Raw genomic sequence first — 12,982 nt, forward strand, 5'->3', positions numbered from 1 at the left:
GTTGGCGCCATGGATGGCGCCATCGAGCCCCCAGGGATGGGTTTACGGCGTGTCCCGCCTGCCGACACCGCCCTGCCCGCCACGGATTGCCTGCCGTTGCTGTTGCTGTTGCTGTTGCTGTTGCTGTTGCCGGCCAGCGGCCGGCACTACCGCGGGTGCCGGGTGCAACCCGGCCAGAAGCCCCTTACCCCCGCAACAGCATGAACGGCAGCAGCACCAGCGCCGCCGCAGCGGCCATGCCCAGCAGCACCAGCACCACGAACACCGGCCGCCGCCGGAACAGGCTGCCAAAGGTCTCCGCCGTGCCATCCCGCAACGCCTGCTCACGCTCGGCCCGCACGCGCACACCGCGCGCCGCCTGATATCCGGCCATCAGCGCCTTCGCGCGCGGATGATCGGCGTCCTCGCGCAGCCACAGGCCACCGTTGGAAATGCCCCAGGGGCTGGGTTCGGTGCGGTACCAGGCGATGCCGTGCTGGTCGAGCAGCGTGCAGACATCGGCATATTCGTCGTCGCCGACATTGCGCAGATTGAGCAGGAGTTTTGCCATGCCGCCATGATACCCGGCGCCGATGCGCTACCCTTGCCGCCCTCGCCCTGCGCCCTTCTGGAGACGCCCGATGCGCCGCCTGCTGCTTCCCCTGCTGCTGTCCCTCGCCGCCGCTGGCTGCTCGAGCGAGCCCTCCGGTCCGCCGCCGGGCGGCACCCTGACCACCTTCGAGCGCATCGATACCGTCGCTGGCACCGGCACCGAAGCCGTTCCCGGCAGCAAGGTCACCGTGCACTACACCGGCTGGATCTACGACAACCGCACCGAAACCAAGCACGGCAAGACCTTCGACAGCTCCTTCAAGCACGGCCAGCCGTTCACCTTCGCGCTCGGCGCCGGCCAGGTCATCCGCGGCTGGGATGAGGGCGTGGCCGGCATGAAGGTCGGCGGCAAGCGCACGCTGATGATCCCGCCGGATTACGGCTACGGCGACCGCCGGGTCGGGCCGATTCCGGCCGGTTCGTCGCTGGTGTTCGATGTCGAGCTGCTCGATGTCAAGCCGTAATACCGCATTGCCCCATCGGGTCGCCGTCATCGGCGGTGGCCCGGCCGGCCTGTTCGCCGCCGAGCGCCTGCGCGCCGCGGGGCTGGACGTGGACCTGTACGAGGCCAAGGGCTCACCCGGCCGCAAGTTCCTGATCGCCGGCAAGGGCGGTCTCAACCTCACCCATTCCGATCCGCGGCCGCTGTTCGACAGCCGCTACCGCGAGCAATCCACGGCCGTGGGTCGCTGGCTGGATGGCTTCGACGCGCAGGCGCTGCGCGACTGGGCTGCCGGCTTTGGCGTGGAGACCTATGTCGGCAGCTCCGGCCGCGTGTTTCCGGTCGACCGCAAGGCTGCGCCGCTGCTGCGCGGCTGGGTGCGCCGACTGAAGGAACAGGGCGTGCGCCTGCATGCCAACCACCGCTGGATCGGCTGGGGCAACGACGGCGCGCTGCGCTTCGCCACCGAAGCCGGCGAGATCGATGTCCACGCCGATGCCAGCGTGTTGGCGATGGGTGGCGGCAGCTGGCCGCAGCTGGGCAGTGATGGCGCCTGGGTCGCCCCCTTGCAGGCACGAGGCGTGGACATTGCGCCGCTGCAATCGGCCAACTGCGGCTTCGACATCGACTGGACGCCGTTCTTCGCCCAGCGCAATGCAGGCGCACCGTTGAAGCCGGTGGTCGCGCACTGGCTCGACCTGGCCGGACAACCGCAGTCGCTGCAGGGCGAATGCGTAGCCAGCGAGTACGGCATCGAAGGCAGCCTGATCTACGCGCTGGCCGCAGACCTGCGCGAGACCATCAACCGTGATGGCCATGCCATGCTGTGGCTGGACCTGGTGCCGGGACGCGATGAAGCACGCCTGCTGGCCGATCTTTCGCGGCCGCGCAAGGGTCGCAGTTTTGGTGAGCATCTGCGCCGCCAGGCCGGACTGGATGCGGTGAAGGCCACCCTGGTGTTCGAGATCCTTGGCAAGGATGCGGGCCACGACCTGCCTGCCGTGGCTACCACGCTCAAGCGCCTGCCGTTGCGCCTTCTGCGTCCACGGCCGATGGCCGAGGTGATCAGCACTGCCGGCGGCGTGCGCCTGGATGCGCTGGATGATGGCCTGATGCTGCGGGCAGTACCCGGCGCGTTCTGTGCCGGCGAGATGCTGGACTGGGAGGCCCCCACGGGGGGCTACCTGCTGACGGCGTGCTATGCCAGTGGCCTGCGCGCCGCCGAGGGCGTGATCGGGTGGCTGGCTGGGCGGTGACGCCCGCATTGTGGAGTCTAGCCATCCTCGACTGCCTTTGATTCAGACGATGAAGCAGTCGAGCATGGCTCGACTCTCCAATCCCCGGGCGCTCACCACGGCCTGCGCATGCTCACCGAAGCCAGCGCCACGCCGCTGGGATGCGGGTAGGCTTCCTCCCGCACGGCAATGAATCCCTGCCGTTGGTAGAACGGCACGGCGTTTAGCGAGGCTGACAGCACCACCTCGCGCTCACGATCGGCCATCGCCAGCAGACGCTGCATCAGCGCCTGGCCGATGCCCGTGCCGCCACGATCCGGATCGACGAACAGCGCATCGACTTCATTGGCGTCGGTATCAAACACGCCGAACCCGAGCAGGACACCCTGCCCGTCCTCGGCCACCACGCAGCCTCCCTGCCCCAGCAGCCGTGCGTACTGCGACGGCGGCGGCGAAGCAGACCACGGATCGATCACCTCCGCCGGATAATGGCTGCTGCACGTCTCGCGAACGCAACGCGTGCGCAGTGCCCACAGCATGGCGACATCGTCGATGGTGCCGGTCCTGAACCGCATGACATCCCCCTGTAGGGCCAAGCCCATGCTCGGCTCGGCTGTTCTTCGTTCCAATATTGCGATGAGAGAAGCAGCCGAGCATGGGCTCGGCTCTACAGCAACACATTATCGCGACTTGCTGGCGCGCAGCGCCTGGATCTTCGGCGGCGGCTGGAACGAATCGCTGCGTGCATCGGCCCAGAATGCATGGAACACCGCATGATCCGGCACCTTGTGCAGCAGCTCGCCCGGTTCCAGGTAGCGGTACAGCGACGCCAGCGAGCGGATCTCGACAGGCGAAACACGACGCAGGATGTGCTCCGGCCCCAGTTCGGCCGGATCGTTCAGGCCGGCCGCACACAACAGCTCCTTCAGGGCGTGCAGCGTGTGCTCGTGGTAGCTGTACACGCGGGTGGCCTTGTCCGGTGCATCCAGGTGCTTCCAGCGCGCCGGGTCCTGGGTGGCGATGCCGGTCGGGCACTTGTCGGTATGGCAGCTCAGCGACTGGATGCAGCCCAGCGCGAACATGAAGCCACGGCCGGCATTGCACCAGTCGGCACCCAGCGCGATGGTGCGCGCGATGTCGAAGGCGCTGGTGATCTTGCCCGCCGCGCCGATGCGGATCCGCTCGCGAAGGTCCAGGCCGACCAGCGTGTTGTGCACCAGCAGCAGTGCTTCGTGCATCGGCACGCCGACATGGTCGACGAACTCCGCCGGTGCTGCGCCAGTACCGCCTTCGGCACCGTCGACCACGATGAAGTCCGGCAGCAGGCCGGTTTCCTGCATCGCCTTGGCAATGCCGAACCACTCCCACGGGTGGCCGATGGCCAGCTTGAAACCGACCGGCTTGCCGCCGGACAGTTCGCGCAGACGGGCGACGAACTGCAGCAGTTCGACCGGCGTCGAGAACGCCGAGTGACGCGACGGCGATACGCAGTCCACGCCCATCGGCACGCCACGGGTGACCGAGATCTCGGCGGTCACCTTTGGCGCCGGCAGCACGCCGCCATGACCGGGCTTGGCGCCCTGCGACAGCTTGATCTCGATCATCTTGACCTGATCATGGGTGGCGTTGGCGACGAAGCGCTCTTCACTGAAACCGCCCTTTTCGTCACGGCAACCGAAGTAGCCCGAGCCGATCTCCCACACCAGATCGCCGCCCATCTCGCGGTGGTATGGCGAAATCGAACCTTCACCGGTGTCGTGGTAGAAGCCACCACGCCGCGCGCCTTCGTTCAGTGCGCGGATCGCGTTGGCCGACAGCGAGCCAAAGCTCATCGCCGAAATATTGAACACGCTCGCCGAATACGGCTTTGCACAATTGGCGCCGATCAGCACGCGGAAATCGTGCTTGGCGATGGCGGTCGGCGCCAGCGAGTGGTTGATCCACTCGTAATCCACCGCGTAGGTGCTGCGCAGGGTGCCGAACGGCACCGTGTCCATCTCGTTCTTGGCCCGCTGGTAGATCAGTGCACGCTGCTGGCGCGAGAACGGCACGTCCTCCAGGTCGCTCTGCACGAAGTACTGGCGGATTTCCGGACCGATCGATTCCAGGCCGTAGCGGAAGTGCGCCATCACCGGATAGTTGCGGCGCAGCGTGCTGCGCTTCTGCAGCAGGTCCCAGGTCCCCAGTGCCACCATCGCGGCGGTCAGGCCGACGCCCCAGTACCAGGCCGGCCAGATCGTGGCCAACCACAGGCAGATGGGGAACATCAGGATGGCGAGCAGGTAGACGATATACCGGTGCATGGCGTTCCTTGGTTGCAACTGCCTGCGAGTCTACCGTGCTGCCCGCCGCCCGGGTTTACAGGCGATCGTCAACCACGTTGCGTGGCCAGGCCGATTTGACGTCGTAGACCAGGCCGCCCGGCGCCAGCAGCGACCGGATACCGGCCTCGTCCATCGCCTTGAAGCGGGCATGGGCAACCGCCAGCACCACCGCGTCATAGGCCCCTGCCACGGGTTCGGCCAGCCACTGCACGCCCTCATCGGCCAATGCCGCCGGGCCGACCCAGGGATCACTGACCTCGACCTGAGCGCCGGCATCACGCAGGCGCTGCGCCAGCTCCAGCGCGCGGCTGTTGCGCAGGTCCGGGCAATCCTCCTTGAAGGTCACACCGAGCACCAGGATGCGCGACTGCACTGGTTCACGGCCGCGTTCGGCCAGCATCGCCAGCACCCGCGACGCCACATGCTCACCGACGCGGTTGTTGACCTGCCGCGCCGTGTGGATCAGGTCCGGGTGGTAGCCCACGCTCTCGGACTTGTGCAGCAGGTAATACGGGTCCACGCCGATGCAATGGCCGCCGACCAGGCCCGGCCGGAATGGCAGGAAGTTCCACTTGCTGCCGGCGGCATCGAGCACATCCTGGGTATCGATGCCCAGCCTGTCGAAGATCAGCGCCAACTCATTGACCAGCGCGATGTTCACATCGCGCTGGATGTTCTCGACCACCTTGGCCGCCTCGGCCACGCGCATCGATGGCGCGGGGAACGTGCCGGCGGCAATGATGCGCTGGTACAGGCCATCGATCACCGCAGCCACTTCCGCTGTCGAGCCCGAGGTGATCTTGCGGATGTCGGCCAGGCGCCGCTGGCGGTCACCGGGACTGACCCGCTCCGGGCTGTAGCCGCAGTAGAAGTCTTCGTTGAAGCGCAGGCCCGAGCCTTCTTCCAGCAGCGGCACGCAGACTTCTTCAGTGGTGCCGGGGTACACCGTGGATTCGTAGATCACCAGGTCACCCGCGCGCAGATGGCTGGCGATCAGCCGCGTCGCCGAACGCAACGGCTCCAGATCGGGCTGCTCATAGGCATCGATCGGCGTCGGCACGGTGACGATGTAGACGTTGCATGCATCAAGCAAGGCCGGATCGCTGCCGTACTGCAGCTGCCGAGCACTGGCCAGCTCGTCGGCCTCCACCTCCAGCGTATGGTCCTGGCCATCGCGCAGCTCGGCGATGCGATCGGCATCGATGTCGAAGCCCAGCGTCGGCCAGTGCCGACCGAAGGCCACCGCCAACGGCAGGCCGACGTAGCCCAGGCCGATCACCGCAAAACGCGGGGTCTCCGCTGCCGCAAGGGACGCGCTCACTGGCATGTCCCGCGCAACGGCATGCATGCCGCCATGGATTCGGCCGACCTGCTCATTCGCTGCACCACTCCGTGTAATTCCACGCCAGAAAGGCGACAGCGTAACGGCCCGGGCGCCTGCCCGCCAAGATGGGATCAGGAGCCCAGTGCGACCGCGGCCGGTTCCAGTTCGCCATCGGCGCCGGTCCAGGCCTGCCGCAGGCGCTCGAAGCCACCGCTGCCAAGCAGGAAGCCCGGCCACGCCGATTCAACGATCTGTGCCAGCAGCTCCGCATCAATGCGCCGGGTTCCCATCGACCAGCGCGGAAACGCCCGCTGCGCCACCGGCGCGCGGCACAGCACCTTCAGCTGGCCATGGCTGCGCGCATTGACGATGCGCTGGTACACCGAATCGATACCGTCCTCCGGGCCTTCCAGGTACTGCAGGAAACGGCTGCCATCGAACATCAGCACACCGGTGACACCGGCTACACGGTTGAATGCCGTGGCATCGGCCAGCAGGCGGTCAAGATCGGTTGTCTGCAGATCGGCGCGGGCCTCACTGGCATAGGCAATCGCGTGCAGCGACATCGTGCGGCTCCCCCCCTGGGAACGATGGTTGGGACTATGACATGAATGGGAGCGACAGTTAAACACGCTGCCGCCCCACGGCAATCCGGCTGCGATTCTGCAGCTGGGCTACAATCGGCGCCGCGCTGCAGGCCCGGATGGCGAAACTGGTAGACGCATCGGACTTAAAATCCGCCGGGGGCAACCCCATGCCGGTTCGATTCCGGCTCCGGGCACCAACCGCGCTGCGCGAGTACACCTTAGATTGCACGCGAGTAACGCGGCTGTTCATGCGCCGCGCGCAGGTAGGGGTCGAAACACATCGCCAGCAGCCGCAGCAGCGGCCGACCCGGCTCGCTGGCGCGCACCACACCGTCGCGGTATTCGGCCAGGCCGTCTTCCTGCAACCGCTGCACCGAACGCAGGTCCTCGGCGAAGTACTGCTCGAAATCGACGCCATGGCGCTGGCCCAGCACGGCACCGTCCACCTCGCCCTGGCACATCAGCTGCTGGATGAGTTCAGCGCGCAGCTGGTCGTCGGCGCTCAGTGCCACGCCGCGCCAGACCGGCAGCTGGCCCTGGTCCACCGCGTCCTCCCACGACGGCAGGTCGCGCGGATTCTGGCTGTAGGTGGCACCAATATGACTGATCGCACTCACGCCCAGGCCGAGCAGGTCGGTATCGGCGTGGGTGGTATAGCCCATGAAGTTGCGATGCAGCTGGCCGGCACGCTGCGCGCGTGACAGATCTTCTTCCGGCAGTGCGAAATGGTCCATGCCGATGTACTGGTAACCCGCAGCAGAGAGCTTCTCCACCGCCAGGCCCAGCAGCGCCAGCTTGTCTTCCGGTGAAGGCAACCGGCGCTCGTCGATCTGCTTCTGCGCGCGGAACAGGTGTGGCAGGTGTGCGTAGCCATACACCGCCAGGCGATCCGGTCGCAATGCCAGCACTCGTTCCAGGGTGCGGCCGAATCCCTGCAGGCTCTGTCCAGGCAGCCCATAGATCAGGTCGACGTTGACAGAGCGCATGCCGCTGTCGCGGCAGGCATGCAGGATGTCCAGCGTCTGCTGCACGCCCTGTATGCGGTTGATCGATTCCTGCACATGCGGATCGAAATCCTGCACGCCCAGGCTGGCCCGGTTGAAGCCCAGCCGCGCCAGCATGGCGACATCGCGGGTATCGATGAAGCGCGGATCGAGTTCGATCGAGAAATCGCGCTGCGGCGAATCGCTGAAATCGAAGCGCCGGCGCAGCCCCTCCACCAGCGTGGTCATCGCCTCGGCCTCGAGGAAGTTCGGCGTACCACCGCCCAGATGCAGCTGGATGACCTCACGGCCGTCCTCGAACTGCGGCGCCAGCAGGTCGGCCTCGGCCAGCACGCGCGCGACGTAGCTGTGGCCCCGACCGCGGTCGCGGGTGATCACCCGGTTGCAGCCGCAGTAGAAGCAGGGGCTGGAGCAGAACGGCACATGCACGTACAGCGACAGCGCGCGCGCCAGCTGGTTGCTGTTGGCGATCGCCTGGCGCAGCGCCGGCGCGTCGAAGCCATCGTGGAAGTGCGGCGCGGTCGGATACGAGGTGTAGCGCGGCCCCGGCCGGTCATGCCGGCGCAGCAGGTCGGGGTCGAAGGTCCAGGCCAGGCCACCGGCGGCGGGAGAGAACGTGTCCATGCCGCCAGCATCGCGCCGGACGGCCATGACCGCCTTGACCCAGATCAATCGCGGGTGGGGATTCCCAGCACCGGCAGACCCACCTGCGGCCAGCGCAGCATCTGGTAGCGCTTCCAGAAGGTGTCACCGATGCGCGCGGCGACGTCGTTGGCCAGCTCCTGCATCGGCGGGTTGCCGCACTCGGCGGTGGTGATCCGGAACAGCACCAGCCAGCGATCGAACAAGTCCTTGTCCAGCTCGATGGCCATGTGCCTGGACATCGGCGAGCCCTTGAAGCGGCGCGTGCCGCGCAGCATCGCCGACCAGAAATCGACCAGCTGCGCCAGATGTTCCGGCCAGTCGTGGACATGCGCCTGGAACACCGGCCCCAACCGCTCTTCCTCGCGCACGCGCGCATAGAAGTCGTGGACCAGGCGGGTCACTTCCTGCTCGGTGCACAGCCCGGGCGAGGCGACGGGCAGGACAGGTGGCGGTATTGCGTTCATCGGGGGTACCCAAAGCGTGCCGGCAGTGTGCCGCAGCCGGCCGGCACCGCCGTTGATCCAGATCAATGTCGGCGCAGTCCGCTGCACCTAGGCTGCCACGATTGCAGGAAGCATGCCCTGCGGATGCTGCGCCGGCCTCGGCGGAGTATACGCGCCGCCCTCATTCCGATCCGGGACAGCATGAACAGACCCTCTCCCAGCCGCCGCCAGCGGCTGATCCAGCACTGGGGCGCCATCCTCTGGCCCAGCTTCATCGCTGCCGGCCTGGCCAGCGTGGTGTTCTTCGCCTTCGTCGACCCGCTGCGGTTGCAGGCGATCAGCTTCCCGGGCACGGCGATCAGCCGTGAACTGGGCTATACGGCAGGATTCTTCATGTTCTGGTCGGTGACCGCACTTTCCAGCGCGGTCACCTGGTACCTGCAGCGGCCCCTGCCGAGCGATGACGACGACGAGCTGCCGCTGGGATGAGTACGCCCTGTACCGGAACCGGAACCCCACGCCCCTGGCGTTGGCGCGGCGCGCTCAGCGCGCTCTTGCTGGTCCTGTTCTATGCCCTGCCATGGCTGCGCTGGAATGGACACCAGGCCCTGCTGCTGGACATCAACGCACGGCGCTTCGACCTGTTCGGCTGGACGTTGTGGCCCGGCGATGTCGGCGTGCTGATCGGGTTGCTGGCGGTGCTGGCGGTGGGCCTTGCGCTGCTCACCCACCTCGCCGGCCGCATCTGGTGCGGTCATGCCTGCCCGCAGACGCTGTGGCGTCGTGCCTTCGACTGGATCGCGCACGGCATGGCCAAGGTCTTGCCAGTGCCAGCCGTGCGCCCGGCCACCCAGGTCGCCTGGGGGTTGCTGTCGCTGTGGACTGGCATCACCTTCGTCGGCCTGTTCAGCCCGATCGCCGGACTGCTGGCCGCCGCTCCGCATGCCGGCTGGAGCGGCTGGGAAACATTCTGGGTGCTGTTCTATGCCGCCGCCACCTGGGGCAATGCCGGCTTCCTGCGCGAGCAGGTGTGCCGTTCGCTGTGCCCGTTCGCGCGCATGCAACCACTGCTGATCGATCCACATACACCACGCATGCTGTACGACGCGCGCCGCGGCGAACCGCGCGGCATGCGCCCTCCGGGCATGGGGGGCGTGCTCGGACGCGGACGCGGCCTGCTCGACCCGACCACCGCACAGGACTACGTGTTCCGCGCCGCACATCCGCTGCTGGCCGGACCGATGCCCACCTTCAGCGCCGACCGCCTGGGCGACTGCACCGACTGCGCCGCGTGTGTCAGCGCCTGCCCGATGCAGCTGGACATCCGCCAAGGACCGCAGGCCGATTGCCTGGCCTGCGGCGCCTGCCTGGACGCCTGCTCGCGGCAGCAGCACCAGGCCGGTTTCGGCCCGGGGCTGGTGCGCTACTGCAGTCCGCAGGCCATGGCCGGGCAACCGCGGCAATGGTGGCGACCGCGGACCCTGGCACTGCTGTCGATGCTGCTGGCGCTGTTGGCCTGTGGCGCCTGGCGCCTGCTTTGAATCAACGGGTCAACGCGGCCCGTTGGCGTGCGGCGGCACCAGCTGCGCACGTCGGACGATGCCGAGCTGTTCGATGATCAGCGCCATTTCATTGGTGACTTCGGTACGCTCGGTCCCCTGCGGGACCAGGCGGTCCAGCACCTGCTGGTAGGTATCCCAGAACGCCGGACCGCATCCGTGTTTGTGATAACTGGCTTCCAGTTCGCGGCGTACCCGTTCAGCCAAGCCATGCATGCCGTATTCCATACGACCTCCGTTGGACTTGTTCTGCATCGTTGACGGTCTACCGACTCACTTGCGAGCTACTGAAAGACTCCCGGGCTTCACGCCCGGTTGATGCCAATTAGTCATAGATTTCACGACAGGTCAATTACATGCAGCGACTTTCGTGATCGAAATTATTAATCGTTCACGAAACCACATACGGGATGACAGGCTTCCCGGATGGGCCGGAGCCGACAACCTACCCGATTCCTCCAGCCCCTGTCCTAGTAGGCCTCATCGATAGCCCGGCCCCGTTCCATCGAAGTTTCCTATGTTGCTAAGCATACTTAGCAAATGGCACTTAGAGTGCTATATGCGACAAAAGGCGGCGCAGTTGAGGCTTATTCGCCCTGCGTGGCTTCAGTTGCCGGGAACAGGTTGGGATAGCGCTGATGCAGGATGTATTGGCGTAACGCAGGAATCGGGAAATCCTTGGGCCATTGCGACACTGCAGATCGGCTTATGCCAAAGAAGCGCGCCAGTTCGGCATCGGTGCGGAAACCCAGCCGGGTGCGCACCTGCCCCTTGCTCCAGAATTCGGTCACGGTCGGTCCTTCTGTTAACCAGACTTATTCTTGGAACAAGGGATCTTTGCGATCCACGCGTTAAGCTGGCTTGCATAGATGAATACTCTCGGCCAACGACTCGCCATTGCCATGAAGAAAGCCGGGCACCCTCGCCCGGCCGATCTGGCCCGCGCCGCCGATTCGACGACGGCAACCATCAGCAACTGGCTCAACGACCACGTCAGCCCCGCCCATGTGAAGGCCGAACAGCTGTTCCGCATCGCCGATGCGGCCAAGCTGGACGCGCGTGAACTGCTGTATGGCGTGAGCGGGCTTGGCGTCGGTGAGCGGGGCAATACCTATATCCCCAGCCAGGCCCACCTGGATGTCTGGCAGGACGCCTACGAACTGGTCAGCCATCTGGTGGAAGAGAAGGGCCTGGAGATCGACCACCGCCGCCACGCGGCCCTGGACCTGCTGGCCTTCGAACTGCTGATGGACGGCTTCAGCCGCAGCAAGGTCATCCGGGTGCTGACGACCTCGATGACGTGAATGCACTACCGCTGGTAGCATGGTCGCCGATGGGGATGGGGCTCCCCCGATAACCGCCTGAAAGGGCTGATGGCTCCTGCCAAGACGAACCGGCGTTCGTCGATGGCAGGCCGTGCCTGCCCTCGGCGTTCGCCATCGAATCAGCGAACCCGTACCCGAGGCACGTGATGCACGCATTGAACAACTACTTGCTGGTCTTCATCGGCGGCGGGCTCGGCGCCTGCCTTCGCCATGCCTGCAACATGATCGGTACGCGGGTGGCAGTCGGCAGCCCGTGGCCATGGTCGACCTTCCTGATCAACATCAGCGGCGCGCTGCTGATGGGCGTGCTGGTCGAAGCCTTCGCCCTGCGCAATGGCGCCTCGCCGCAGCTGCGCCTGCTGCTGGCCACCGGCGTTCTCGGCGGCTACACCACGTTCTCCACCTATGCGCTGGAAATCGGCGTGCTGCTGCAGCGCGGCCAGCACGGCCTGGCAGCGTTGTACGCCGGCGGTTCGGTGGCACTGGGCCTGGTCGGCCTGTTCGGTGGCATGAAACTGGCCCGGCTGGTGCTGGGCTGAGACTCAGGCCGCGCCGGCGCGGGCCTGCCCGCGCCACTCGCGCGGCGACTGCCCGGTGTGCGCCTTGAATGCGCGCGACAGCGCGGCTTCGCTGCCGTACCCCACATCGTCGGCAATCCGCTTGAGCGGTCTGCCCTGGCGCAGTGCCTGCTGCGCCAGGCCCACCCGCCAGCCCTGCAGGTATTGACCGGGCGTGGTGCCCATCGCCTCACGGAAACTGGCAGCAAACACGCTGCGTGACATGCCGGCGACCTCGGCCAGGTCTTCCAGGGTCCAGGACTGTGCGGGCGCCTCATGCATCGCCACCAGCGCCAGCCGCAGCCGCGGATGACCCAGCCCGGCAAACAGGCCACCACGCATCTCGCCCCCTTCCATCAGCTGCCGCAGCACCTGGATCATCACCACCTCGAACAGCCGGTTGACCATCGCCGCACGCCCGCAGCGCTGCTCGAAGGCTTCCTCGAACAGCAGTTCCAGCGCTGCGTTGCCGCCGTACAGATCGGCCAGCGGCAGGCAGATGAAATCGGGCAATGCGGCGCTGATCGGGTTGAGCCGTCCACCCTCGAAATGCAGGTTGGCGCAGGCCATGTCGGCGCCGTGCTGCGGATCGGTGCTGAACCGATGCGGCATCGGCCGCGGGTACAGCAGCAGGCTCGGCACCTCGACCTGCACGGTCTGCTGGCCGTGGCGGACCTGCAGCGGGCCACGTCGCACCAGGTGCAACTGCCCGGCTTCATCCTCGCCGTCCAGCGTGTTGATGCCGCACAGCGCGCCGGCATGGAACACCGAGGCGGTGACCGAAAAACGTTCCAGCAGAATGGCGAGACGGTCGACCATGACGGGACCCCGGATCAAGCGAGACGAACTCAATGCGACAGATCGTATCGGATTCGGCGGTTGAAGGGGCGGCACTGGCTGAGTGATCCGTCGAACGCTATACAGGCCGCACATCCCCGCGCATGGA

The 12,982-nt window shown here is 66.5% G+C and carries 17 protein-coding genes, 1 tRNA gene and 1 riboswitch; of the genes, 8 read left to right on the forward strand and 10 right to left on the reverse strand.

Annotated elements, in window-relative coordinates; translation table 11 throughout:
• A partial coding sequence (locus AC5JLE_RS17335; RefSeq protein ID WP_496065501.1) for a hypothetical protein occupies positions 1-204 on the forward strand: 204 nt, incomplete at its 5' end.
• Here the strand turns inward: AC5JLE_RS17335 and AC5JLE_RS17340 are convergent.
• The gene (locus tag AC5JLE_RS17340; protein ID WP_032959288.1) at positions 185-550 is read right to left on the reverse strand and encodes a DUF6164 family protein; all 366 of its coding nucleotides are present in this window, start codon (positions 548-550) and stop codon (positions 185-187) included. The two genes, AC5JLE_RS17335 and AC5JLE_RS17340, sit on opposite strands and share 20 nt — an antisense overlap.
• A 70-nt stretch (positions 551-620) precedes the next feature.
• Between AC5JLE_RS17340 and AC5JLE_RS17345 the strand changes: the two genes are divergently transcribed.
• Positions 621-1,055, forward strand: coding sequence for an FKBP-type peptidyl-prolyl cis-trans isomerase (locus AC5JLE_RS17345; RefSeq protein WP_014646684.1), 435 nt, complete (start codon positions 621-623; stop codon positions 1,053-1,055).
• Entirely contained in the window at positions 1,042-2,289 is a 1,248-nt protein-coding gene (locus AC5JLE_RS17350) for a TIGR03862 family flavoprotein (protein ID WP_049404328.1), read from the forward strand. The genes AC5JLE_RS17345 and AC5JLE_RS17350 overlap by 14 nt, the downstream gene beginning before the upstream one ends.
• Positions 2,290-2,381: 92 nt before the next feature.
• On the opposite strand, the gene AC5JLE_RS17355 is transcribed toward AC5JLE_RS17350, so the two are convergent.
• From AC5JLE_RS17355 to AC5JLE_RS17370, 4 genes are all read right to left on the reverse strand, one after another.
• Entirely contained in the window at positions 2,382-2,843 is a 462-nt protein-coding gene (locus AC5JLE_RS17355; protein ID WP_032959291.1) for a GNAT family N-acetyltransferase, read from the reverse strand.
• Between the two features lie 105 nt (positions 2,844-2,948).
• The gene (locus AC5JLE_RS17360; protein WP_100449783.1) at positions 2,949-4,571 is read right to left on the reverse strand and encodes an FMN-binding glutamate synthase family protein; all 1,623 of its coding nucleotides are present in this window, start codon (positions 4,569-4,571) and stop codon (positions 2,949-2,951) included.
• A 55-nt stretch (positions 4,572-4,626) separates the two neighbouring features.
• Positions 4,627-5,913 carry a nucleotide sugar dehydrogenase gene (locus AC5JLE_RS17365; RefSeq protein ID WP_014646680.1) on the reverse strand — a complete coding sequence of 429 codons (1,287 nt, stop codon included), beginning with the start codon at positions 5,911-5,913 and terminating at the stop codon, positions 4,627-4,629.
• A 134-nt stretch (positions 5,914-6,047) separates the two neighbouring features.
• The gene (locus AC5JLE_RS17370; protein ID WP_014646679.1) at positions 6,048-6,482 is read right to left on the reverse strand and encodes a BLUF domain-containing protein; all 435 of its coding nucleotides are present in this window, start codon (positions 6,480-6,482) and stop codon (positions 6,048-6,050) included.
• A 131-nt stretch (positions 6,483-6,613) separates the two neighbouring features.
• Here AC5JLE_RS17370 and AC5JLE_RS17375 point away from each other — a divergent pair.
• Positions 6,614-6,700 (forward strand) — tRNA-Leu (locus tag AC5JLE_RS17375).
• Positions 6,701-6,721: 21 nt separating this feature from the next.
• Here the strand turns inward: AC5JLE_RS17375 and hemN are convergent.
• Positions 6,722-8,131, reverse strand: coding sequence for an oxygen-independent coproporphyrinogen III oxidase (gene hemN, locus AC5JLE_RS17380; RefSeq protein ID WP_496065502.1), 1,410 nt, complete (start codon positions 8,129-8,131; stop codon positions 6,722-6,724).
• 44 nt (positions 8,132-8,175) lie between these two features.
• Positions 8,176-8,616: a group III truncated hemoglobin gene (locus AC5JLE_RS17385; RefSeq protein ID WP_496065503.1), complete on the reverse strand. Its 441-nt coding sequence runs from the start codon at positions 8,614-8,616 to the stop codon at positions 8,176-8,178.
• Between the two features lie 180 nt (positions 8,617-8,796).
• Here AC5JLE_RS17385 and AC5JLE_RS17390 point away from each other — a divergent pair, with 180 nt between their 5' ends.
• Together AC5JLE_RS17390 and AC5JLE_RS17395 are read left to right on the forward strand one after the other, a co-directional pair.
• Positions 8,797-9,084: a hypothetical protein gene (locus tag AC5JLE_RS17390; RefSeq protein ID WP_164167119.1), complete on the forward strand. Its 288-nt coding sequence runs from the start codon at positions 8,797-8,799 to the stop codon at positions 9,082-9,084.
• Positions 9,081-10,136, forward strand: coding sequence for a 4Fe-4S dicluster domain-containing protein (locus AC5JLE_RS17395; RefSeq protein ID WP_049442294.1), 1,056 nt, complete (start codon positions 9,081-9,083; stop codon positions 10,134-10,136). The genes AC5JLE_RS17390 and AC5JLE_RS17395 overlap by 4 nt, the downstream gene beginning before the upstream one ends.
• A gap of 9 nt (positions 10,137-10,145) precedes the next feature.
• Here the strand turns inward: AC5JLE_RS17395 and AC5JLE_RS17400 are convergent, their stop codons facing one another.
• Both AC5JLE_RS17400 and AC5JLE_RS17405 read right to left on the reverse strand, forming a co-directional pair.
• Complete coding sequence (locus AC5JLE_RS17400; RefSeq protein ID WP_005416001.1) at positions 10,146-10,382, reverse strand: hypothetical protein; 237 nt, start codon at positions 10,380-10,382, stop codon at positions 10,146-10,148.
• A 359-nt stretch (positions 10,383-10,741) separates the two neighbouring features.
• Positions 10,742-10,945 (reverse strand): helix-turn-helix domain-containing protein, encoded by a 204-nt coding sequence (locus tag AC5JLE_RS17405; protein WP_014646673.1) that lies wholly within the window; start codon positions 10,943-10,945, stop codon positions 10,742-10,744.
• A gap of 111 nt (positions 10,946-11,056) precedes the next feature.
• Between AC5JLE_RS17405 and AC5JLE_RS17410 the strand changes: the two genes are divergently transcribed.
• A complete protein-coding gene (locus tag AC5JLE_RS17410) occupies positions 11,057-11,458 on the forward strand; it encodes a helix-turn-helix domain-containing protein (RefSeq protein WP_005415999.1) in 402 nt (133 codons plus the stop codon).
• A gap of 22 nt (positions 11,459-11,480) precedes the next feature.
• Positions 11,481-11,544, forward strand: a riboswitch (Fluoride riboswitch).
• Between the two features lie 81 nt (positions 11,545-11,625).
• Positions 11,626-12,018, forward strand: a complete 393-nt coding sequence (gene crcB, locus AC5JLE_RS17415) for a fluoride efflux transporter CrcB (RefSeq protein WP_481445111.1) — start codon at positions 11,626-11,628, stop codon at positions 12,016-12,018.
• A 3-nt stretch (positions 12,019-12,021) separates the two neighbouring features.
• Here crcB and AC5JLE_RS17420 read toward each other — a convergent pair whose 3' ends face one another.
• Positions 12,022-12,855 carry an AraC family transcriptional regulator gene (locus AC5JLE_RS17420; protein ID WP_241884362.1) on the reverse strand — a complete coding sequence of 278 codons (834 nt, stop codon included), beginning with the start codon at positions 12,853-12,855 and terminating at the stop codon, positions 12,022-12,024.
• Between the last annotated feature and the right edge of the window lie 127 nt (positions 12,856-12,982).

The sequence above is a fragment of the Stenotrophomonas sp. genome, from assembly GCF_059505245.1.